General features: G+C 75.5%; 17 protein-coding genes. 8 read left to right on the forward strand and 9 right to left on the reverse strand.

What is annotated here, in order from left to right:
- The first annotated feature begins 436 nt into the window (after window positions 1-436).
- Window positions 437-1366 (forward strand): hypothetical protein, encoded by a 930-nt coding sequence (locus tag AB0M03_RS04910; RefSeq protein WP_363488465.1) that lies wholly within the window; start codon window positions 437-439, stop codon window positions 1364-1366.
- 101 nt (window positions 1367-1467) lie between these two features.
- Here the strand turns inward: AB0M03_RS04910 and AB0M03_RS04915 are convergent, their stop codons facing one another.
- A complete protein-coding gene (locus tag AB0M03_RS04915; protein ID WP_363488467.1) occupies window positions 1468-2832 on the reverse strand; it encodes a cation:dicarboxylase symporter family transporter in 1365 nt (454 codons plus the stop codon).
- A 153-nt stretch (window positions 2833-2985) separates the two neighbouring features.
- Here AB0M03_RS04915 and AB0M03_RS04920 point away from each other — a divergent pair, with 153 nt between their 5' ends.
- Window positions 2986-4620: a sensor histidine kinase gene (locus AB0M03_RS04920; RefSeq protein ID WP_363488469.1), complete on the forward strand. Its 1635-nt coding sequence runs from the start codon at window positions 2986-2988 to the stop codon at window positions 4618-4620.
- On the forward strand, window positions 4617-5315 hold the full coding sequence (locus tag AB0M03_RS04925) for a response regulator (RefSeq protein WP_363488471.1): 699 nt from the start codon (window positions 4617-4619) through the stop codon (window positions 5313-5315). The genes AB0M03_RS04920 and AB0M03_RS04925 overlap by 4 nt, the downstream gene beginning before the upstream one ends.
- Here AB0M03_RS04925 and AB0M03_RS04930 read toward each other — a convergent pair whose 3' ends face one another.
- Entirely contained in the window at window positions 5316-5915 is a 600-nt protein-coding gene (locus tag AB0M03_RS04930; protein ID WP_363488473.1) for a class I SAM-dependent methyltransferase, read from the reverse strand.
- Between the two features lie 225 nt (window positions 5916-6140).
- On the opposite strand from AB0M03_RS04930, the gene AB0M03_RS04935 reads away from it, so the two are divergent.
- The 4 genes from AB0M03_RS04935 (at window position 6141) to AB0M03_RS04950 (ending at window position 11357) form a co-directional block, all read left to right on the forward strand.
- Window positions 6141-7502 carry a diaminobutyrate--2-oxoglutarate transaminase family protein gene (locus tag AB0M03_RS04935; protein ID WP_363488475.1) on the forward strand — a complete coding sequence of 454 codons (1362 nt, stop codon included), beginning with the start codon at window positions 6141-6143 and terminating at the stop codon, window positions 7500-7502.
- Window positions 7499-8977, forward strand: coding sequence for a pyridoxal-dependent decarboxylase (locus tag AB0M03_RS04940; protein WP_363488478.1), 1479 nt, complete (start codon window positions 7499-7501; stop codon window positions 8975-8977). The genes AB0M03_RS04935 and AB0M03_RS04940 overlap by 4 nt, the downstream gene beginning before the upstream one ends.
- A gap of 425 nt (window positions 8978-9402) precedes the next feature.
- A complete protein-coding gene (locus AB0M03_RS04945; RefSeq protein ID WP_363488480.1) occupies window positions 9403-10122 on the forward strand; it encodes a tRNA-dependent cyclodipeptide synthase in 720 nt (239 codons plus the stop codon).
- Between the two features lie 29 nt (window positions 10123-10151).
- A complete protein-coding gene (locus AB0M03_RS04950) occupies window positions 10152-11357 on the forward strand; it encodes a cytochrome P450 (protein WP_363488482.1) in 1206 nt (401 codons plus the stop codon).
- Between the two features lie 39 nt (window positions 11358-11396).
- Here the strand turns inward: AB0M03_RS04950 and AB0M03_RS04955 are convergent, their stop codons facing one another.
- The 5 genes from AB0M03_RS04955 to AB0M03_RS04975 all read right to left on the reverse strand — a co-directional run bounded on the left by AB0M03_RS04955 (window position 11397) and on the right by AB0M03_RS04975 (window position 18254).
- A complete protein-coding gene (locus AB0M03_RS04955; RefSeq protein WP_363488556.1) occupies window positions 11397-12203 on the reverse strand; it encodes an inositol monophosphatase family protein in 807 nt (268 codons plus the stop codon).
- Window positions 12204-12350: 147 nt separating this feature from the next.
- Window positions 12351-13550 (reverse strand): alanine racemase, encoded by a 1200-nt coding sequence (locus tag AB0M03_RS04960; protein ID WP_363488484.1) that lies wholly within the window; start codon window positions 13548-13550, stop codon window positions 12351-12353.
- Window positions 13547-15298, reverse strand: coding sequence for an IucA/IucC family protein (locus AB0M03_RS04965; protein WP_363488486.1), 1752 nt, complete (start codon window positions 15296-15298; stop codon window positions 13547-13549). Before AB0M03_RS04965 ends, AB0M03_RS04960 begins: the two co-directional genes overlap by 4 nt.
- A gap of 47 nt (window positions 15299-15345) precedes the next feature.
- Window positions 15346-16974 (reverse strand): IucA/IucC family siderophore biosynthesis protein, encoded by a 1629-nt coding sequence (locus tag AB0M03_RS04970; protein WP_363488558.1) that lies wholly within the window; start codon window positions 16972-16974, stop codon window positions 15346-15348.
- Between the two features lie 83 nt (window positions 16975-17057).
- Window positions 17058-18254, reverse strand: a complete 1197-nt coding sequence (locus AB0M03_RS04975) for an ATP-grasp domain-containing protein (RefSeq protein WP_363488488.1) — start codon at window positions 18252-18254, stop codon at window positions 17058-17060.
- Window positions 18255-18709: 455 nt separating this feature from the next.
- On the opposite strand from AB0M03_RS04975, the gene AB0M03_RS04980 reads away from it, so the two are divergent.
- On the forward strand, window positions 18710-19405 hold the full coding sequence (locus AB0M03_RS04980) for a (2Fe-2S)-binding protein (protein WP_363488490.1): 696 nt from the start codon (window positions 18710-18712) through the stop codon (window positions 19403-19405).
- A 41-nt stretch (window positions 19406-19446) separates the two neighbouring features.
- Here AB0M03_RS04980 and AB0M03_RS04985 read toward each other — a convergent pair whose 3' ends face one another.
- Window positions 19447-20337, reverse strand: a complete 891-nt coding sequence (locus AB0M03_RS04985) for a DMT family transporter (protein WP_363488492.1) — start codon at window positions 20335-20337, stop codon at window positions 19447-19449.
- A 66-nt stretch (window positions 20338-20403) separates the two neighbouring features.
- Window positions 20404-21186 carry a MerR family transcriptional regulator gene (locus AB0M03_RS04990; RefSeq protein ID WP_363488494.1) on the reverse strand — a complete coding sequence of 261 codons (783 nt, stop codon included), beginning with the start codon at window positions 21184-21186 and terminating at the stop codon, window positions 20404-20406.
- Window positions 21187-21207: the final 21 nt, after the last annotated feature.

Below are 21207 nucleotides of genomic sequence, written 5' to 3' on the forward strand. Positions count from 1 at the left end.
GGCCGGCGCCTGCTCCACCACCTTGGCCGCCTGGTCCGCCTCGGCCGGCGGCGTCCGGCCGCTGCGGGTCGGCCGGGCCTCCAGGATGTGCTGGTGGATCGCGTGCGGCTTGCGCTCGACCAGCCCCCGGCCCTCCAGGGTGCCCAGCACCGAGGACGTCGTCTGCGGCGTGCTCGGCTCGAACGGGTGGAGTGCCGCATGCTCGGCCGTGATCAGCTCCTGCTCGGCGCGCTTGATGCGGTGGCCCGGGCGCCGGCCGATCGGCATGCCCATGCCCCGGTATGCCGGGCATCCCAGGCCTGTACGAAGCCTGTGCGTCCGGGCGGGCTTCCGTACCGCGCGGTCGATTCTTTGCCGTGCCGCTCGGCGTTTCCGGCGGCTCCGACACACCGCGGCCCGACGCCGCGTCAGCGGGGCGCCGACGTACATTGACGGAATGATCACGTACGAGGGGCGGCGGCTGGGCGAGCTGGCCGCGGCGGGCCGCTGGCCGGAACTGCTCGGACTGTTCCGGCGGATGCGCGGCACATCCCCACGGGCCGCCGGCCCGGTCGGGCACCTGATCGCGTACGGGGCGCCGCCCGAGGTGGCCGCCCGGCTCTTCGACGGCGACGCCGGGCCCGGCACCGCCGCCGGCGAGCACGACTGCGACGCCGGACCCCTCTGGGAGGTGCTCGCCGCCAGGCACTCCTGGCGCCGGCTGGCCCCCCTCCTCGAACCCGCCCCCGTCCGCCGCCTCGCCGTCCACACCCGGGCCCTGCTCGGCGACGACCCGGCCGGCTGCGCCGAGGCCGACCCCGAAGGCGTTCCGCTGGTGCTGCAGCCCTGGGAGGAGGCCGGCTGGGAGGCGTCCTGCCGGGTCCGCGAGTACCTGCCCCGCGGCGGTGCGCGGCGCGCCCTGCTCGCCCTGCCCGCCACCCGCGAGGACCTCGGCCCGCTCGACCTGCCCTCCTCCGGCAACGAGGTCCACGGGCAGGACGCCACCCGGCTGCTGGCCGGCCTCGCCCCATGGCTGCAGGCCGTCTGTGTCCGGGGCACCGCACCCGACGCGGCCGCCCGCCTCGCCCCCGGCCGCTCCGCCTTCGCCGGGCACCTGCCGTTCGCCGCCGCCTACCCCGCCCTCGTCCAGGCCGCCTCCGGCCTGCCCGCACTCGGCAGCGCCCACGGCCGGCTCGCCGTCTGGCGCCTCCTCACCGCCATGACCGGCGCCCGCCGACCCGCCCCCGCCGAGGTGGACGCCCTGGTCGGACGCCTCCGCTGCCTCACCTGGGCGGACCCCCGCGACGAACTCTGGCACCTCCACCTCGCCCTCGAAGACCCCGCCACCGGCCTCGCCTGGGCCGTCACCGGCAGCACCGAACCCTGACGGCCGGGACAAGCCGCAGAGGGGCGCGCAAAGGGGGCACCTCCCAGCCGTCGGCCGGGAGGTGCCCCCTGCGCGCCCCTTGGGGTTGTCCCCGTCTGCCCTCAGGCGGTGGTCTTCTCGACCGCCGGGGGCTGGGACTGGGCGGGGACGGTGGCGTCGTGGGGGTCGACGAGGGTGGTTTCGTCGAAGGGGAGGCCGCCGGCCAGCACGCGGTCGAGGCGGTCGCGGTCCAGCTCGCCCGTCCAGTGCCCGATCAGCACGGTGGCCACCGCGTTGCCGGCGAAGTTGGTCAGCGCGCGGGCCTCCGACATGAAGCGGTCGATGCCGACGATCAGGCCGACGCCGTCGACCAGCTCCGGCCGGTGCGACTGCAGGCCGCCGGCCAGGGTGGCCAGGCCCGCGCCGGTGACGCCCGCCGCGCCCTTGCTGGCGATCACCATGAAGAGCAGCAGCGAGATCTGCTGGCCGATGGACATCGGCTTGTCCAGGGCCTCGGAGATGAAGATCGAGGCCATGGTGAGGTAGATCGCGGTGCCGTCCAGGTTGAAGCTGTAGCCGGTCGGCACGGTGATGCCGACGACCGGGCGGCTGACGCCGAGGTGCTCCATCTTGGCGATCAGCCGGGGGAGGGCGCTCTCCGAGGAGGAGGTGGAGAGGATCAGCAGGAACTCCCGGCCGAGGTAGCGGAGCAGGGAGAAGATGTTGACGCCGGTGACCAGCCGCAGCAGCAGGCCGAGCACCACGGCGACGAACAGCGCGCAGGTCACGTAGAAGCCGACCATGATCATGGCGAGGCTCTTGAGGGCGGCGGTGCCGGTCGCACCGACCACCGCGGCGATCGCACCGAAGGCGCCGATCGGGGCCACCCACATGATCATCGACATGATCCGGAAGACCAGCTTCTGCAGGTGCTCGACGCCGCGCAGCACGGGTGCGCCCACCGGGCCCATGGCCTGCAGGGCGAAGCCCGCGAGCAGGGCGACCAGCAGGGTCTGCAGCACCTTGCCCTCGGTGAGGGCGGAGAAGAGCGTGGTCGGGATGATGCCGAGCAGGAAGTCGGCGGTGTCGGTGGCCTCGCCGGCCGCGGCCTGGGCGTGCCCGGACTTGGCGAGCGCGCCGGTCAGGTGGAGCCCGGAGCCGGGCTCGATGAGGTTGCCGACCACCAGGCCGATGCCGAGGGCGACGGTGGACATCGCGAGGAAGTAGCCGAGGGCCAGGCCGCCGACCCGGCCGACCTTGGCGGCCTTGGTGACCGAGCCGATGCCCAGCACGATGGTGCAGAAGATGACCGGGCTGATCATCATCTTGATGAGGTTGACGAAGCCCGTTCCGATCGGCTTCAGCTCCACGGCCACGCCGGGCGCGGCCAACCCGACCGCGATGCCCGCGGCCACCGCCGCGATCACCGCCAGGTACAGGTAGTGCGTACGGTCGGCTCTGCTCCGGACTGCTCCTGCGCTCGACATTCCACGGCTCCTTCGCCCTGCTGTCCCTGACGGCCCCGGGGGGAAGGGCCGGTGAAGACTATGGGCGCAGGAGTGACGGGGGTCACGTTTGCGTTCATAGAGTTCACACCGCGCGATCCCGCACACCGGCGGGGACCGTGCACACTGGCCGGTATGCGTATCGGACCCGGCCGCCCGGCCCCGCCGGACCGCGCTGTGCGCCGCCTGCCGCGCAGCCTCGCCGGGCAGCTCTTCCTCGTGCAGGTGGTGATCGTCGCCGCCGTCGTCGCCGGCGGCGCGGTCCTCGTCTACCTGTTCACCGAGCACCGCACCCACGCGGCCGCGGTCCGCCAGGTCACCGCCGCCGCCCGGGCCGTCGCCGACGCGCCGGGCGTCCGCGAGGCCGCCACGGGCCCCGACCCGACGGCGGTCCTCCAGTCGTACGCCGAACGCGTCCGGACGGACGCCGCCGTCGACTTCGTGACCGTCATGGATCCGCACGGCATCCGCTGGGCGCACCGCGACCCCGCCCAGATCGGCCGCCCCTTCCTCGGCCACATCGACGGCGCCCTCGCCGGCCGCACCACCAGCGAGACCTACACCGGCACCCTCGGCCCGTCCGTCCGCGTGGTCACCCCGATCCTCGACGACCGCGGCCGGGTGGTCGGCCTGGTCAGCGCCGGCATCACCCTGCAGTCCATCAGCGCCCAGCTGCGCGGCCCGCTGCTCGCCCTGGTCGGCGTCGCGGCCGGCGCCCTCGCCCTCGGCGGTGCCGGCACCTACCTGGCCAACGCCCGGCTGCGCCGCCACACCCACGGCATGGGCGCCGACGAACTCAGCCACCTGTACGAGTACCACCAGGCCACCCTGCACTCGGTGCGCGAGGGCCTCGTCCTGCTCGACCGCACCCAGCGGGTGGTGCTCTGCAACGACGCCGCGCGCGAACTCCTCGGCCTGCAGGGCGAGGTGGAGGGCCTGCGGTTCGACGCGCTCGGCCTGCCCGAGTCGCTCGTCCGGGCGGTGCTCGGCAGCGGGCCCGCGCACGACGAGGTGCACCTGACCGCCGAGCGCGTGGTGGTGCTCAACACCTCCCCGATCGGCACCGGCCTCGGCAGCGTCCTCACCCTCCGCGACCACACCGAACTCCAGTCGCTCACCGGTGAACTGGACAGCGTCCGGGGCTTCGCGGACGCCCTCGGGGCGCAGGCCCACGAGGCCGCCAACCGGCTGCACGCCGTCGTGTCGCTGATCGAACTCGGCCGCCACCAGGAGGCCGTGGAGTTCGCCACCGCCGAACTCGAGCTCGCCCAGCGGCTCACCGACAAGGTCGTCGGCGCCGTCGGCGAACCCGTCCTCGCCGCTCTGCTGCTCGGCAAGGCCTCGCAGGCCGCCGAACGCGGCGTCGACCTCGAACTCACCGAGGACAGCCGGATCGACGACGGCGTGCTGCCCCCGGCCCTCGCCCCGCGCGACCTCGTCACCGTGCTCGGCAACCTCATCGACAACGCCGTCGACGCCGCCGTCGAGAACGCCGCCGCCCACCCCGGCCCGCCCGAGGTCACCGTCACCGCCCGCGTCGACGCCGGCCAACTGCTGCTCCGCGTCGCCGACTCGGGCGCAGGCATCGACACCGACGCGGCCGGCGAGGTCTTCCGCCGCGGCTGGACGACCAAGCAGCACGGCCGCGGACTCGGGCTCGCCCTGGTCGCCCAGACCGCCCGCCGCAACGGCGGCACCGTCGAGATCGGCCGCGAGCGCGGCGCCGTGCTCACCGTCCGGCTGCCGCTCCAGCGGGAGGCCGCCCGATGACCGCGGAGATCTCCGTCCTGGTGGTCGAGGACGACCCGGTGGCCGCCGACGCACACGGCCTGTACGTCGCCCGCACCCCCGGCTTCCGGCTCGCCGCCACCGCGCACAGCTGCGCCGAGGCTCTCCGCGCCCTGGAACGGGCCCGGGCCGCCGGCACCCCGGTCGACCTCGCCCTGCTCGACCTCTACCTGCCCGACGGCCACGGCCTCCGGCTGTGCCGCACCCTCCGGGCGGCCGGCCACACCACGGACATCATCGCGGTCACCTCCGCCCGCGACCTGGCAATGGTCCGCCAGGCGGTCTCCGAGGGCGTCGTGCAGTACCTGCTCAAGCCGTTCAGCGGTGCCGCACTGCGCGAACGCCTCGACCGGTACGCCCGCTACCGGGCCAGCCTCGGCCGGCACGGCGAGGCCACCGGACAGGACGAGGTCGACCAGGCCCTCGCGCTGCTCCGCACCCCGGAACGGACCGCCCTCCCCAAGGGGTTGAGCGCCCCCACCCTGGAGACCGTGGCCGGCGTGCTGCGCGCCGCCGACACCGGACTGTCCGCGGCCGCCGCCGGCGCCGCCGCGGGCGTCTCCCGGATCACCGCCCGCCGCTACCTGGAACACCTGGTCGAGTCCGGCCTCGCCGTCCGGGAGCCGCAGTACGGCCAGGTCGGGAGGCCCGAACTGTGCTACCGCTGGCGGAGCTGATCAGACCCGCTCGGCCACGGCCAGGAAACGCTCGTCAGTGTCGGTGTAGGAGACCAGCCGCCAGCCGTTCGCGGCCAGCAGCGGACCGAGGTTGGGCTCCGCGCGGAGGTCGTCCGGAGTGATCGCCCGGCCGTGCCGCGCGGCGAGCGCGGCCCGTCCGATCGGGTGGTAGAGCGCCAGGCGGCCGCCCGGCGCCGTCACCCGGGCGAGCTCGCGCAGGCCCTCGGCGGGGCCCGGCAGGTGCGAGATCAGGCCGGCGCCGAACACCAGGTCCACCACTCCGTCCGGCAGCGGCAGCGCCGCGCAGTCGGCCAGCACCAGCGCCGCGTACGCCCGGTGCCGGGCGGCCCGCGCCAGCATCTCCGGGGTGAGGTCCACCCCGAGCACCGTCCCGCGGGGCCCGACCGCCTCCCGCAGCAGCGGCAGTGCCCGCCCGATGCCGCAGCCCGCATCGATCACGAAGGCGCCCTCGCCGGGGGCGATCTCGGCCACGGCCGCGGCGTAACGCGGCCCGTCGTCGGGGAACTTGGCGTCCCACCCCGCCGCCCGCTCGCCGAAGAACTCCCGGGTCCGCACCCGCTCTGCACGATCGTCCGCCATACCCCGAAGCCTAGGGGCACACGGACCGCCCGGGGGCGGGCGACCTCCCGGGCGGCTTCCCGGAATTCGTGCGTGACCTCCGGGCGGGTCGCTCGTTGGGGCAGGGCGGAGCTGCACCCCGGGCGTGGCTGCACCCCGGATGTGGAAGCCGGCCGGTCCGGCGGCGGCGGACCGGCTCCGACCAGTAAAGTTAGGCTTACCTAACTTAATGAGGAGAGCCTGCCCGTGAGCCCCACCGCCGACACCGCCGCCCCGGCCGGTGACGCCGTCCTGCGCCGCCAGCGCATCCGCGAGTCCGCCGCCCGCACCTACGCCCGGTCCTTCCCGATCGTGCCGGTCCGGGCCAACGGCATGACCGTGGAGGGGGCCGACGGCCGGCGCTACCTCGACTGCCTCTCCGGGGCCGGCACCCTCGTCCTCGGCCACAACCACCCGGTCGTGCTGGAGGCCATCCGCCGCACCCTGGACGGCGGCGCCCCGCTCCACCTGCTCGACCTCGCCACCGCCGAGAAGGACGACTTCACCACCGCCCTCTTCGAGGCCCTCCCGCCGGCCTTCGCCGCCCGCGCCAAGGTGCACTTCTGCGGCCCGGCCGGCACCGACGCCGTGGAGGCCGCCCTCAAGCTCATGCAGACCGCCACCGGGCGGCGCGGCGCCCTGGCCTTCACCGGCGCCTACCACGGCATGACCGCCGGGGCGCTCGCCGTCACCGGCTCGGTCGCCGTGAAGTCCCCGCTGCCCGGCGGCGGCGAGGTCACCCGGCTGCCCTACCCGTACCCGTACCGCTGCCCGTTCGGGGTCGGCGGAGACCTCGGCGCGCAGCTCTCCGCGGCCTACACCGAGCGGCTGCTGGACGACCCGGCGGGCGGGGTCACCGCCCCGGCCGCGATGATCCTGGAGGCGGTGCAGGGCGAGGGCGGCGTCGTCCCGGCCCCCGACGACTGGCTGCGCGCCATGCGGCGGATCACCGCCGACCGCGGCATCCCGCTGATCGTGGACGAGGTGCAGACCGGCGTCGGCCGCACCGGCGCCATGTGGGCGGTCGAGCACAGCGGCATCGAGCCGGACGCGATCGTGCTCTCCAAGGCCATCGGCGGCAGCCTCCCGCTCGCCGCCGTCGTCTACCGCGAGGACTACGACGGCTGGCGGCCCGGCGCGCACACCGGCACCTTCCGCGGCAACACCCTCGCCATGGCGGCCGGCGCCGCCACCCTGCGGTACGTCGAGGCCAACGGGCTGGTCGAGCGCTCCCGGGTGGTCGGTGCCCGGATGGCCGCCCGGCTCGCCGGGCTGCAGAGCCGCCTCCCGGCGATCGGGGACGCCCGGGGGCGCGGCCTGATGCTCGGCGTCGAACTCGTCGACCCGGCCGGTGCGCCGGACAGCTGCGGCGCCCTGCCCGCCGACCCGCAGCTCGCCGTCCGGGTCCGCGAGGCCTGCCTGCAGCGCGGCCTGATCGTCGAACTCGGCGGCCGGCACGGCGCGGTGCTCCGCCTGCTGCCCCCGCTCACCATCACCGACGAGCAGGCCGAGGCCGTCCTCGACCGGCTCGCCGACGCCCTCGAGTCCGCCTCCCGGGCGCGGGCATGAGACCCGGGGCAGGCGCCGACGCACTCTCCGGCGGCACGGCCGGCCCCGAGGCGCTGCGGCCCCTGCTGGACGAGGTGCTGGCCGCCCTCGCCGCCGGGGCCGCCGACCGCGCCGGGCCGATCCCCGCCGGACGCCCCGAGGAGATCGCCCGGCAGGTCGCCGCGGCCCTCGCCGAACCGCCCGGCCCCGGCGCCCTCGCCCGGCTCACCCGCCTGCTCGCCGCGTACGCCGCCGACCCGGCGGACCCGGCCTGCGCCGCCCACCTGCACTGCCCGCCGCTGGCGGTCGCCGCCGCGGCCGACCTCGCGGTCAGCGCCCTCAACCCGTCCCAGGACTCCTGGGACCAGGCCCCGGCGGCGACCGCCCTGGAGACCGCCGTGCTCGCCGAACTCGCCGGCCTGGCCGGGCTTCCGTCCACTGCCGCGGGCGTGCTCACCTCCGGCGGGACCGAGTCCAACCTGATGGGCCTGATGCTCGCCCGCGACCGGGTGCTCGGCGGCCGCGTCGAGCTGGACGGCCTGCCGGAGGGCCGGCGCCCCCGCATCCTCGCCTCCGAGGCCGCGCACTTCTCGGTGCAGCGCGCCGCCGCCGTCCTCGGCCTCGGCGAGCGGGCCGTCCGCACCGTGCCCGTCGACCGGACCCTGCGGATGGACGGCGACGCCCTCGCCGAGGCGCTCGCCGACACCGCCCGACTGGGCGGGACCCCGATCGCCGTGGTCGCCACCGCCGGCACCACCGACACCGGCGCCGTCGACCCGCTGCACCGCGCCGCCGACCTCGCCGCGCAGTACGGCGCCTGGCTGCACGTCGACGCCGCGTACGGCGGCGGCGCCCTGTTCTCCGACCGGCTCGCCCCGCTGCTCGACGGCATCGCCCGCGCCGACTCGCTCTCGCTGGACTGGCACAAGCTCGGCTGGCAGCCCGCCGCCGCCGGGGTCTTCCTCGTCCGCCGCGCCGAGACGTACGCCTCGCTGGCCCGGCGGGCCGTCTACCTCAACCCGGCCGACGACGAACAGGCCGGCTACCCCAGCCTGCTGGGCCTCTCGCTGCGCACCACCCGCCGCCCCGACGCCTTCAAGCTGGCCGTCACCCTCGCCACCCTCGGCCGCTCCGGCCTCGGCGCCCTGGTCGACGCCTGCCACCGGCTCGCCCTGCTCACCGCGGAGGCGGTCGAGGCCGAGCCCGCGCTGGAGCTGCACTGCCCGCCGGTGCTCACCGCCGCGGTCTTCCGGTACCGCCCCGAAGGCGCCGAACCGGTGCTCCTCGACCGCCTCAACGCCGAGCTCCGCCGCGACCTGCTGCGCACCGGCCGGGCCGTCGTCGGCCGCACCGAACTGCCGGGCGAGGGCCCCGGCCGCGTCCGCCTCAAGCTCACCCTGCTGAACCCGCACACCGCACCCGAGGACATCGCCGGGCTGCTCGCCGACATCGTCCGGGCCGGACGCCGGGCGGAGGAAATGTACAGCGGAACGTGACGTTCGGTCAGTTCCGTTCGGAGGAAGAAACAATGTCATTCCAGGTGTAGATTTGCTATGCGACGAATGGTGTTCCGTGGACACACCGACTGTGGGTTGTCCAGCATTTTTCGGCCGCACCGGGTGTGAATTCCGCCAATCCCCGCGGCAGGCTTGCCGGGCCGGTGAAGATCGGCGGTAGCTTCTCGTGGTCGCCGCCACACCGGGAGCACACGGCCCCCTGGGACTAGCGGCGCAAGGGGGCTCCGCCGTGCTGTTCTCGGCCTGCTCGCGGGCGATCTGAGCCTGCCCGCCCCTCCCTTCGGCCCCGTCCGCAGCGCCCCACCCCCGGCGTTCGGACCTGCGCGGCCGCCCTGCATCCCGACCACCGCGCCGGCCGTCGCCGGCGCCGCCCGTACCCGTCCCCGTCCGGCGGAGGAATCGGCATGAGCGAAACACTGCTGAGCACCACCATCGAAGGATTCCAGGCCTTTCCGTTCTCCGAACGGTGCCGCCGGGTGTTCGCCCGCGGCGACCACCTGCTGATCGGCGTCAGCCCCGGGAACAGCTATTTCAGTGCCCGCCGCATCGCCGAACTCGTGCACTGGGGAAAGGAGTTCTTCGACGCCGTGGACATCGTCCACGCCGACCTGCACGTCGACGCCCAGTTCGGCGCCCAGGGCTACCCGCCCGAGGCCGCCCTCCGCCGCGCCGCCAAGGAGGTCAAGACGACCCGGCGCCGCATCGAGCGCGGCGTCGCCGACGCCGGGCGCGATGGCGTCCGCGCCCATGCGCTCTCCGACTTCACCGGCAGCGCGGCCTACCGCCGCCTGCACGGCGCGGCCCTGGACGCACTCGCCACCGACCCGCCGTTCCGCGAGGCCACCGAGCGGATGGCGCACGGCTTCCTCCGCTCCCGGCTGGACGGCGGCACCCCCGATCCCGAGCACCTCGCGGCCGCCGTCGACTACATAGCGGCCGAACTCCCGTTCTTCCTGGACACCCCGGCCCTGCTCGGCGTGCCCAGCTCCGTCGCCTGCTACCACCTCGAACTGCCGCTCACCGCCGTGCTGTTCGGCCGTACCGAAGGGCTGAGCGCAGCCGCCGGACAGGCCTACGCCGTCGTCCGCCCGGCCGACCCGGCGGCCGGCCGCACCGCAGCCTGACCAGTTCCCGCCCCTGCCAGAGGAGTTCCATGACCGTCACCGACCAGCAGCCCGGGTTCGAGTTCCCGCTCTCCCGCCGCGGCGACATCGTCCCCGAGGAGGTCGCCGTGCTGCGGGAGAAGCACCCGGTGGCCAAGGTCCGCACCATGACCGGCGACGAGGCCTGGCTGGTCAGCAGCTTCGCCCTCGCCAAGCAGGTGCTGGAGGACGAGCGCTTCAGCCTCAAGGACACCGCCAACCCCGGCGTGCCGCGCCAGTACGCGCTCACCATCCCGCCCGAGGTGGTGAACAACATGGGCAACATCAACAGCGCGGGCCTGCGGCAGGCCGTGATGAAGACCCTCAACCCGCGCGCCGACCGCGAGTTGGCACCCTGGCTGGCCGCCGAGGCGCACCGGCTGCTCGACCGGCTGGTCGAGCAGGGCGCCCCCGGCGAACTGCGGGACGGCTTCACCGAGCCGTACTCCGCCGCCCTGCACTGCCGGCTGCTCGGCATCCCGACCGACGACTGGCGGCGCCTGATGGCCGGCATCGACGTCGCCTTCCTCACCAGCCCGGCACCGTTCGAGGGCTCGGCGGCCAACTGGTACAAGGACCTCGGCTACATGGTCGACCGGCTCAACGCCGACCCGGAGCCCACCGAGGGCCTGCTGGGCCGCTTCGCCGAGCTGCGCCGTTCGCCGGACGCCGCCGACCGCATCCCCGACGAACTCCTCGCCACCGTCGCGCTCTCGCTGTTCGGCGCCGGAGCGGTCTCCACCTCGTCGTTCCTGCTGCACGCGGTCATCATGCTGGTGCAAAGGCCCGAACTCGCCGAGCGGCTGCGCAGCGAGCCGGGCGTGGTCGACCGCGCGGTGGAGGAGCTGCTGCGCTGGAACCTGTCCATCGGGGACGCGCTGCCGCGGCTGGCCCTGGCCGATGTGCAGCTGGGGGAGGTGCTCGTCAGGGAGGGCGAGCTGGTGCTCGTCCTGGTCGAGGGGGCCAACCACGACCCGGAGGTGTTCCCGCACCCGGAGCGGATCGACTTCGACCGCCCGGAGAACCCGCACCTGGCCTTCGGCGCCGGCCGCCACTTCTGCCCGGCCTCGGCGCTCGGCCGCACCCACGCCGGGATCGCCCTGACCGCCCTGGTGCAGCGGCTCCCCGAACTCCGGCTCGCCCTGCCGGTGGAGCAGTTGGCCTGGCGGCCCGGCTTCATCAAGCGGCTGCCCGAACGCCTGCCGGTGCTCTGGTAGGGGCTCCTGCGGGTTGGCCGTCCGCCCCGGTGACCCCTGCTAGTGCAGGGCCGCGGCGAGGAGGATTTCCTGGGTGCGGTCCCAGACGGCCGGGTCGGAGGCGACCAGGAGGCCGTCGAGGCCGCCCGGGGGTTCGGGGCGGTACTCGCTGCCGTCCAGCCGGGCGGAGACTCCGCCGGCCTCGGTGACCAACAGGGAGCCGGGGGCGTGGTCCCAGGGCAGGGTGCGCCAGTAGAGGATGAACTCCTGTCGGCCGTCGGCGATCTGCGGGTACTCCATGCCGGCCGAGCGCAGGCCGGTGGACAGTTCGCCGAACACCCGGGCGTTGGTCTGCAGCCGGTGGTGCATGACCGGGTCGAGGTAGCGGCTCTTCACCGAGCCGCGCCACTTCTCCGGCTCGGAGCCGGCCGGCTGCCGGACCATCCGCTTCCCGTCGCGCCAGGCACCGGCGCCGAGTTCGGCGGCGTAGGAGACGCCGCCGACCGGCTGGTAGATCCAGGAGGCGACGGTGCGTCCGGCCCGGACGAGCGAGGCCATCACGGCGAAGTCGGGGCGGCCGGCGACGAAGTTCGCGGTGCCGTCGACCGGGTCGACCAGCCAGCAGGCGGGTTCCGAGGAGAGCGCCAGGGCCAGCGACGGGTCGGCCGCCACGGCCTCCTCACCGACGACGGGGACGGGCAGCAGTTCGCGCAGCCGGCGGGAGATGATCACCTCGGCCTCCCGGTCGGCGACGGTGACGATCTCGCCGGGTGCCTTCTCCAGCACCTCGCCCGCAGACAGGGCCCGGAACCGGGGCTCGACCGCCTCCGCCGACGCCTCGGCGAGGATCTCCGCCACCTTCTCCATCAGCACCCGAACGCTCCCTTCGCCGGGTACCACTCTCCCATGCCCGGGCGGGGGCGACCTGCGGCGGTCCGGCTCCCGGACCGCGCGGGCCGGCGGGGGCGCCCCGTCCGGGGGCGGAGGGGACCCCCGGACGGCGGGCGCCGGCCGCTACCGCTCGGCGTCAGCCGCCCCGCCCGGCCCGTCCAGCACGTGGAAGCCCGGCCGGGGGTGCATCAGGAACTCGTGGTGCGAGATGTTCCAGGCGTACGCCCCGGCCATGGCGAACAGCACCCGGTCGCCGGCCCGCAGCCCGGCCGCGGGCACCCGCCCGGCGAGCACGTCCTTGGGCGTGCAGAGCTGGCCCGAGAGGGTGACCAGCGGCCCGGTGGCGGCCGGCCGCTCCCACGGGTGCGGCCAGTGCTCGGAGGGTCGGACGGCGAACGGCTGGGCGTGCCCGCGGGTGGCGGGGGTGCGCAGGTGGTGGGTGCCGCCGCGGACGACCGCGAAGTCCTCGCCGTGGCTGTGCTTGAGGTCGAGCACCTCGGTGGCGTACCAGCCGCAGTACGCGGTGAGCGACCGGCCGGGTTCGATCCGCAGCCGCATCCCGGGGCGGCGGTCCAGCAGCTTCTCCAGGCCGGTGCCGAAGGCCGTCCAGTCGAAGCGGCGGCCGGGGTCGGCGTAGCCCACGGCCATTCCGCCGCCGACGTTGGCCTCGCCCAGGCCGAGGCCGTCGGTGAAGTCCACGATCCGCTCGGTGAGGGCGAGTTGGGCGTCGGCATCGAGGCCGCTGGCGAGGTGGGCGTGGATGCCGTGCAGCCGCAGCCGGCCGAAGCCGGGGGAGTCGAGCAGCCGCAGGCACTCGGCGATGCCGTCCGGGTCCATGCCGAACGGGCTGGGCCGGCCGCCCATGGCGAGGGCGACACCCGCCAGGCCGCCCTCGGCGACCGGCAGGTTGGCGCGCAGCAGGATGTCCACCGGCTGCCCGGAGGCGGCGAGTTGCCGCAGCTCGTGGACGCTCTCCACGTGCCAGCGGTGCACCCCGGCGGCCAGTGCGGCGGCGATCTCGGCGGGCGTCTTGCCGGGCCCGCCGAAGGCGGTCGGCGCGCCCGGGACGGCGGCCCGCACGTGCGCGGCCTCGCCGCCGGAGGAGACCTCGTAGCCGTCCACGTACGGCCGCAGTGCGGTGAGCAGGGCCGGCTCGGGGTTGGCCTTGGCCGCGTAGTACAGCTCGACCCGCCCGGGCAGGGCGGCCCGGACGGCGGCGGCGTGCGCGCGCAGCGCCGGCAGGTCGTACAGGTAGGCGGGCAGCTGCTCGGACGGCAGGGCGTCGACACGGGCGGCGACGAGCGCGCCGGGGGCGGCGCTCACCGGGCCGCCCCGGAGGTGCGGGCGGCCTCGGCGAGCACCCGCGGGGCGAGCGGGGAGGGCAGCCGTACGTAGCCGGCCTCGCGGTCCGGGCGGCGCTCCCACCGGGTGAGCAGATTGGCCTTGGCGGGCAGCGGGGCGCCGTCCAGCAGGGCGGTGAGCCTGGCCGGGCGGCCGAGGGCGTCCGCGCACTCGGCGAGGACGGTCCGCAGCTCGGCCCAGAGCGCGGCCTCCAGCCGGGCTGCCCCGGTGGGCGGGGCCTGGTCGGCGAGGGCGGCGAGCAGCTCGGACAGGTGGTTGACGAGCAGGCAGTACACCACGCGGTCCCAGCCGCGGTCGGCGTCGTAGGTCATCGGGGCGGCGACCTCGGGCGGCAGTGCGGCGAGGGCGCCGGCGTGGTGCTCGGGCAGCAGCTTGGTGCCCTCCAGGTCGCGGAAGAGCACCTGTGCGGGGAGGCCGTCGCCGTCCACGCAGATCAGCACGTTCTGCAGGTGCGGCTCCAGCACCACGCCGTGGTCGGTGTAGGCGGCCAGCACCGGCGGGACGACCAGCCGCAGGTAGCGGGCCCACCAGTCGCGGGCGGCGGCCGGCCCTGCGCCGTCCAGCAGCGCGGCGACCTGGGCGGAGCTGGTGGGGTACTCGTCGGCGACGGCGGCGGCCAGCAGCGGGGTGAGGCCGGGGCGGACGGCGCCGGCCAGGCCCTCGCGGACGATCAGGCCGAGGCCCTCGTACAGCGCGGTGTCGGGGCGGCCGCCGGGGCCCGGCAGGGCCAGGGTGCGGAAGGCGGGTTCGCGCAGCACGGCGGCGTCCGGGAAGCGGCGGGTGAGGTCGGCGAACGGCGCCTCGAGCAGGCGGGTCAGCGCGACGGCGCCGGCGAGCTCGTACGCGGCGTTCTTGCGCAGGCAGTTGGTGATCCGCACATTGAGGCTGAACTTGAGGAACGCGCCGGAGCCGTACAGGGTGCGGACGGAGGCGGTGGCGGTGAACGGGCTGCCGCCGGGGCCCAGATCGAGCACGTCGCCGCGGGCGAGGGCGGCGGTCAGCAGCGGGTGGTCGCGCAGCAGCGCGTACTGCCAGGGGTGGGCGGGCAGCAGCCGGTAGCCCTCGGGGAGGCCGCTGCGCAGGCCGTCGAGCAGGGCGGTGGCGGACGGGTCGGCGGTGTCCTCGGCGAGCAGTGCGGTGCGGACGGCGAGGTGCCGGAGGCGGAAGGCGGCGCGGGCCTCGGGGGCGTACGCGGCCCAGGCGCCGCTGTCGCCGGTGCGGCCGGAGGAGCGGGCCTTGGGCGCCGGGTGGAAGCGGTGGCCGTAGACCAGGGCCTGCTCGGACTCCAGGTAGCGGTCCGGGCCCGGGGACGGCCGGCCGTGCAGTGCGGCGGCCACCCCGGCGTGGCTGGAGGCGAGTTGGGCGAGGAACTCGTCGTTGCCGGAGCCGCCGCGCAGGCCCAGCTCGGCCTGGACGTGCTCGGCGAGTTCGCGCCAGCCGACCTCGCGGGGCCCGTCCGGGCCGTGCGAGTGGACGGGCCCGGTGAAGCGGTGCGCGCCGGAGAGCGAGGTGCGGCGCAGGGCCACCCGCAGCAGGGCGCCGCGGCGGGGCAGCCGGACGAGCAGGTGGTCGTCGATGACCGCGGTCTGGTGCTCGGGCGCGGAGACCTCGCGCAGCAGGCAGTTGAGCAGGGTGTGCGCGACGGCGTGGTCGGCGCTGGGCAGCCCGGTCGGGGCGCAGGTGTGGCGGGCGTCGAGCCGTGGGGTCATACGGTTGCTCCCTCGCGGGTGTGGTCGGCGGGCACCGGCGGCAGGGCTCACCCGGTCGCCGCCCGAAGGTAGTTGGGCCCGGTGGTGTAGTGCTTGTTGATGTCGGCGGCGCCCGAGCGCTCCTTGCTGAGCAGGGTGCCGGCGGTGACCATGGCCTTCACCGGCAGTTCCTCGGCGTCGAGCAGGGCGGCGCGCAGCGGTGCGCCGGCCGGGCCGATCCGGTCGACGGCCTCGGCGAGGCGGCTGCGCAGCAGGCCGAGGGTGTGCGCCAGCGGGGCGCGGCCGAGTTCGGCGAGGCCGAAGGCGAGCGAGCCGGTGCACAGGTGGCCGGTGATGGTGGCGAACAGGTCGGTGACCGGCCGGTCGTCCGTGCCGGATATCCGTGCGTCGGCGAACTCGCGGCTGTGCGACGCGAGTTCGCCGAGCCGGGCGGTGTTGATGCGCGGGCCGTCGTCGTCCTTGAGCAGCAGCCGCAGCCGGGTGCGGCCGCCGGGCCTGTCCAGCACCAGCGAGGTGTTCTGCTGGTGGGCCTCGAGGGCGATGCCGTACGAGAAGAGTGCGGTGTGCCAGTCGAGCAGCAGGCGCAGCAGGTCGTCGTAGAGGCGCAGCACGTCGCCGCCGTGGAAGCGGTCGGCGAGGTGGTCCAGGACGGTGCGTCCGGTGGGCGCGGTGGCGAGCAGGGCGGCCAGTGGGACGGTCACCGCCTCGTCCAGGCCGGCGGGTTGGCGGCGCAGCAGGACGGCGAGCAGTTCGTGGCCGGCGTGCGCGAAGCACTGTTCGTCGGCGTGCAGGACGGTTTCGGCGAAGCGGGGCTCGCGGGCGGTGACGGCGGCGAGCAGGCGCTGTCCCGCGGCGCCGTCGACCAGGCTGCCGGGCTTGATGGTGCGCCGGTTGTGCAGGCCCAGGGTGGAGGTGGCGAGCGGCAGTTTGAGGTGTAGGGACGGGTCCTGCACGACTGCGACGGTCCGCATCGAGAGGGTGGGCCGGACGGTCAGGTAGCGGCGCTCGGCGAGGTGCGCGCCGGGGGCGAGGGCGGCCAGCTCCGGTGCCGCGGTGAGCGGGTGGACGGGCAGGGTGAGGCCGCGGCCGGTGCAGCCGAGGTCGGCGGGGGTGGGCCACCAGGCGGGCAGCGGCCCGGTGCCGTGCACGGTGAGGGCGCGTTCGGGCAGCACCAGCCAGCGCAGCTCGAAGGCGGGGTGGAACTCCGGTGCGTGGGCCCGGAGATGGTCCTCGGTGAGGCCGGCCCGGCCGAGCCCGGCGGGGTGCACGGGGTGGTCGAGGTAGGCGGCGAGGGTGTCGAAGCCGAGCGAGGCGGTGGGGCCCGTCCAGTCGGCCGGGTCGGGGCCGAAACGGTCGGCGAGGGCGGCGAGCACGCCGGGCCGGGCGCTCCGGTGCAGCCGCATGGTGGCGAGGGCCTGCCGGCACTCCTCGGCGAAGGCGGTGTGGCCGTCGCGGTCGCGCGGGTCGGCGAGGGAGGCGACGGCGGCGAGCACGTCGTCGAGCGCGGTGAGCGGGCGGCCGTCGAGTTCCAGGAGCGGCCGGCGGGCGGTCCAGCGGCTCTGGAAGCCGTCCTCGGCGACCGGCAGGGCGAGCCGTCCGCCGCGCAGCCAGGGGCCGTCGGCGCGCTGTTCGAGAAGGCCGCCGGTGCGCAGGCCGAGCACGTCCTCGCGGTGCAGGGCGGCGAGGACGCGCCGGGTGAGCCGGTCCGCCGGGTCGGTCGGGTCCTCGGCGGCTTCCGGGGCGGGGCGGACGGCTGCGGTCACGGGGTGATCTCCCAGCGGTTGGCGGCGAGGAACCGGTCGACGGCGCCGTCCACCGCCCGCCGGTCGCTGCCGACGGCCCAGACCACGCCGAGGTAGTCCCGGTTGGTGCGGTGGTGCTCGTGGTGCTCGCCGAGGGCGCGGAACGGCCGGTAGACCAGCTGCACGCCGTCGTCCTCGTGCTCCTGGGCGGCGGGTGCGGCGGTGAGGGTGCCGGCCCGGTCGGCGAGGACGGGCCGGTTGTAGCCGTGCCGGCCGGAGCGGGCACCGAGGTCGGCGGGCAGCGTGCCGCCGAGGTGGACGCGGAGCACGTGCTCGAAGTACGGGATGTCCAGCAGCCGGGCCAGCATCAGGTCGCACTGGTCGCCGATGGCGCGGTAGTTGACCTCGATGAGGCGGGCCCTGCCGTCCGGCTGGACGACGAACTCGGTGTGGCAGGCACCGAGGCCCACGCCGAGCGCGTCCAGCTGGGCGAGCACCTGGTCGACCACCGGCCGGGGGTGCTCGGGGACAAACTCCAGTGCCTCCTCGACGAAGTGGGGCGGCGGCGAGAGCCGGGTGCGGAAGCCGCCGAGCACATGGCGGCGGACGCCGTCGCCGAGGGTCTCCAGGGTGTGCAGCTCACCGGTCAGGAACTCCTCGACGACCAGGGCGTCCTGCGGCCGCCGCTGCCTGATCTCCGCGCAGCGTGCGGCGAGTTCGGAGGCGTCCGCGACCAGGGCGACGTCCTCGCTGGCGACGCCCTCGCGCGGCTTGACCACGCAGGGGAACGGCGGGTCGAGCTCGGATACCGGCTGTCCGGGGGCGAGTTCGAGGGCGCGGACGGCGTCCAGGCCGGCGGCGGCGAGGTGGCGGCGGAGCTGGGCCTTGTTCTTGGCCCGCAGGGTGGCCCGCCAGTCCTTGGCGGGGAGCCCGAAGTAGTCGGCGGCGAGTGCGGTCTGGGTCTGCAGGTGGTCGCTGTTGCTGAACACCGCGTCCGCGGGGTGGTGGCGGGAGATCAGCCCGACGACCTCGCGGAAGTCGCGGACCTCGCAGTGCAGCACCTCCGGCGGGTCGGCGGGACCGGTGTACGCGGCGCGGTGCGCGTCCGGCTGGTCGGTGAGCACGGTGACCGCCAGGCCGAGCCGGGCGGCGGCGGGCAGGAAGCCCTCGGTGACCGAGTCGGTGGGGTTCAGGGCGAGCAGGTACAGCCGCATGTGGGCGTCGTCCTCGGTGTGGGTGGCGAGGTCCCGCGGGGAGCGGGTCCGGTGCGGGCACGGGTAGGCGTCGGACGGCCGGGTGCGGTCGCCCGACGGGTGTTCAGGCGGCCTGCCCGGTGCGGTCGATCGTGCCCGGGGGCGGCGCCCGGAAACCGCGGCGCGGTCGGCGCGGGTGCGCGGTGCGGGTGTCGGCGCAGGTCGCGGCGGGTCCGGCGGCCACGCGGGGTTCCGTGATGGGCACGGAACGGAACATTAGGTTAGGCGTACCTAATCACGTCAAATCGGCCGAGCGGTGGGGGTGCCGCTGTTCCGACGGACCGTCAGGTGCATGTAAGGTGAGGCATACCTTAGTTGATCTCGGGAGTCCTCCGATGCTCCAGTTGACGGCTGTGCGCAGTGGCGCCGCCGTGGGAGCACCGGCATCGATTCGGCGTCTTGTCGACATCTGCCCGGTGCTGCCCGTCACCCTGCTCGACCGGCCCCCGTCCGACCGCGAACGGTGGTGCGCCGGGGACGCCCTGGCATCCCGCGCCGGAGCACTGGTCGCGGCGGAGGCCGCCCGGATCGCCGCCGCGCACGGCACCGCACCGCGCCCCCACGTCGCCGCCTCCCGGCTGCTGCACCACTACCTCTGGTCGCTGTGCCTGCTCACCGCCGGGCCCTGGTACCTCGACGGGTGCGCCGCCCGGATCGCGCCGAGCGCCCTCTGGATCGAGGAGTCCACCGGAGACCTCGCCCTGCTCGCCGACCTGCCCTCCGACGGGCCGGCCGGACCGGACGGGCTGCGGGCCGCGGTCGCCGCCCACGCCGGGCCCGTCCTCGGCGCCTTCCAGCCGTACGTGAGGCGCGGCCCGCACGCACTGTGGGGGATGGTGACGGACGATCTGGTCTCCGCCCTCTGGTACCTCGGCCGGGTGCTGGGCGAGGAGGGCCGCGGGGTGGCCGCCGCCTCCGCCCTGCTGCCCGGCGGCACCCCGCCGTTCAACGGCGCCGCCTCCTTCCGCCGCCTCCCCGGCACGGCCGGCCGCACCCACTGGACCCGCACCCGCCAGGGCTGCTGCCTCTACTACGCCGTCCGCCCCGACGAGGCCTGCACCACCTGCCCCCGCACGCCCGACGCGGAACGCATCCGCCGCCTGGAGGCCTGAAGGGGCACCTCGAGGGCGGCCCGCGCCCCTGGGCGATCGCCTCAGGTGCGGCGGGAGACGGCCACGCCGGCGAGGCAGAGGACGCCGCCGGCGAGGGCTCCGGGGGCGGGGAGTTCGTCGAGGAGGAGCCAGGCCATGGCCACCACGAGGGCGGGGACGGCGTAGGAGGTGGCGCCCATGCGGCCGGCGGTGGTGCGCGAGAGCGCGTACGCCCAGGTGGTGAAGGCCAGGGCGGTGGGGAACAGGCCGAGGTAGACCAGGCCGAGGGTGGCGGAGGCGGGCGCCCGGGTGAGGTCGTCCCAGAGGCCGGAGGCGAACGGCAGGCAGGCGACCGCGCCGATCAGACAGCCGAAGGCGGTGGCCTGCAGGGGAGTGGCGTGCCGCAGCGCGGGCTTCTGGAGCACCACGCCCGCCGCGTAGGCGCCCGCCGACAGCAGGCAGAGCGCAATGCCGAGGAACGAGCCCCCGCCGGCCCCGCCGGACATCGACAGCCCGGTGACGACGGCCCCCGTGAAGGACACCGCCAGCCCGGCGACCAGGCCCCGCGGGAAGCCCTCCCGCAGCAGCCACCCGCCGAGCAGTGCGATCAGCAGCGGTCCGACGTTGACGACCATCGCGGCCGTGCCCGCGTCGACCTGCTGCTCGCCCCAGTTGAGCGCCACCATGTACAGCCCGAACCAGAGCACCCCGGAGGCGGCGATGCCGGGCCAGGCGGCCCGTGGCGGCAGCCCCTCGCCGCGGACCAGCAACAGCGCGGTCAGGGCGAGGGCGCCGACGGCCAGCCGTCCGAGGGCGAGCGCACCGGGCCCGAAGTGGGCGCCGGCGTCGCGGATCACCACGAAGGCGGAGGCCCACAGCAGGACGGTGGTGGTTGCGGCGGCGAGGGCGCGCCCGTCGAGCGGTGCGGCGAGGTCGGTGGGGGTGCTGTCCATGCCGCGCACGCTACCGGCGGGACGGTTCGGCGCCGACGGATTTACCGCCGCGGGAACGGGCCCGCATCAGCCGTCACCGTCGTCGCCGCCCTCGTTCTCGTTCTCGGTGAGCAGGCCGCGGAGGGCGGCCCCGACCTTGCGGTCCATCGCCAGCATGAACTGGGCGTCCGCGGTGGCGCGGGCGAGCGGGCGGACGCGGCGGATGCGCTCGGTGAGTTCGGCGGCCTCCCCGGGCGTCAGGTCGTCGACGTGGGCGAGTCCGCCGAGCAGGTGGTCGCGGGCGAGTTCGGTGAAGGCCTCGGCGACCGCGTCCAGGTGCTCCTGGGACCGGCGGCTGACGGCGAGTACGGCGGCGAGCGGCACGCCCTCGGCGACCAGGGCGAGGGTGGCGTCCATCAGGCGGCGGCTGATGTGGGTGATGCCGTCGTCCTGGACGGTGATGTAGCCCTGGGCGATGGACTCGGCGGTGTTCTCGGGGGTGAGCTGGTCGCCGAAGGCGGCGAGCAGTTCGTCCCAGCCGAGCCGGACGGGCGTCTCGTCGGACCAGGGGGCGGCGATCTCGTCCCGCAGGCCGATCAGGTCGGCGACGCCGCGGCCGCTCTCTCCGGCGCCGATGAGCTCGGTGATGCCGCCGAGGGTGTGGCCGCGTTCCAGCAGTTCGCCGATCATCCGCAGCCGGGCGAGGTGGTGCTCGCCGTACCAGGCGATCCGGCCTTCCTTGCGCGGCGGCTGGAGGAGTTTGCGCTCGCGGTAGAAACGCAGGGTCCGCGTGGTGATGCCGGCGGCCTCGGCGAGTTCCTCGACGCGGTACTCGCGGGGCTGCCCGGTGCTGCTGGTGATCTCCGCCACGCCGCTCAGCATAGGACGGCT

The sequence above is a fragment of the Kitasatospora sp. NPDC051914 genome (assembly GCF_040680995.1).
GTDB lineage: Bacteria > Actinomycetota > Actinomycetes > Streptomycetales > Streptomycetaceae > Kitasatospora.

Excerpts from the sequence above, each read along its gene's own strand:
- AB0M03_RS04920 (WP_363488469.1), top strand. The coding sequence starts at position 2,986 with ATGCGTATCGGACCCGGCCGCCCGGCCCCGCCGGACCGCGCTGTGCGC.
- AB0M03_RS04965 (WP_363488486.1), bottom strand. The coding sequence starts at position 15,298 with ATGACCCCACGGCTCGACGCCCGCCACACCTGCGCCCCGACCGGGCTG.
- AB0M03_RS04925 (WP_363488471.1), top strand. The coding sequence starts at position 4,617 with ATGACCGCGGAGATCTCCGTCCTGGTGGTCGAGGACGACCCGGTGGCC.
- AB0M03_RS04950 (WP_363488482.1), top strand. The coding sequence starts at position 10,152 with ATGACCGTCACCGACCAGCAGCCCGGGTTCGAGTTCCCGCTCTCCCGC.
- AB0M03_RS04955 (WP_363488556.1), bottom strand. The coding sequence starts at position 12,203 with ATGGAGAAGGTGGCGGAGATCCTCGCCGAGGCGTCGGCGGAGGCGGTC.
- AB0M03_RS04915 (WP_363488467.1), bottom strand. The coding sequence starts at position 2,832 with ATGTCGAGCGCAGGAGCAGTCCGGAGCAGAGCCGACCGTACGCACTAC.
- AB0M03_RS04910 (WP_363488465.1), top strand. The coding sequence starts at position 437 with ATGATCACGTACGAGGGGCGGCGGCTGGGCGAGCTGGCCGCGGCGGGC.
- AB0M03_RS04930 (WP_363488473.1), bottom strand. The coding sequence starts at position 5,915 with ATGGCGGACGATCGTGCAGAGCGGGTGCGGACCCGGGAGTTCTTCGGC.
- AB0M03_RS04985 (WP_363488492.1), bottom strand. The coding sequence starts at position 20,337 with ATGGACAGCACCCCCACCGACCTCGCCGCACCGCTCGACGGGCGCGCC.
- AB0M03_RS04975 (WP_363488488.1), bottom strand. The coding sequence starts at position 18,254 with ATGCGGCTGTACCTGCTCGCCCTGAACCCCACCGACTCGGTCACCGAG.
- AB0M03_RS04940 (WP_363488478.1), top strand. The coding sequence starts at position 7,499 with ATGAGACCCGGGGCAGGCGCCGACGCACTCTCCGGCGGCACGGCCGGC.
- AB0M03_RS04945 (WP_363488480.1), top strand. The coding sequence starts at position 9,403 with ATGAGCGAAACACTGCTGAGCACCACCATCGAAGGATTCCAGGCCTTT.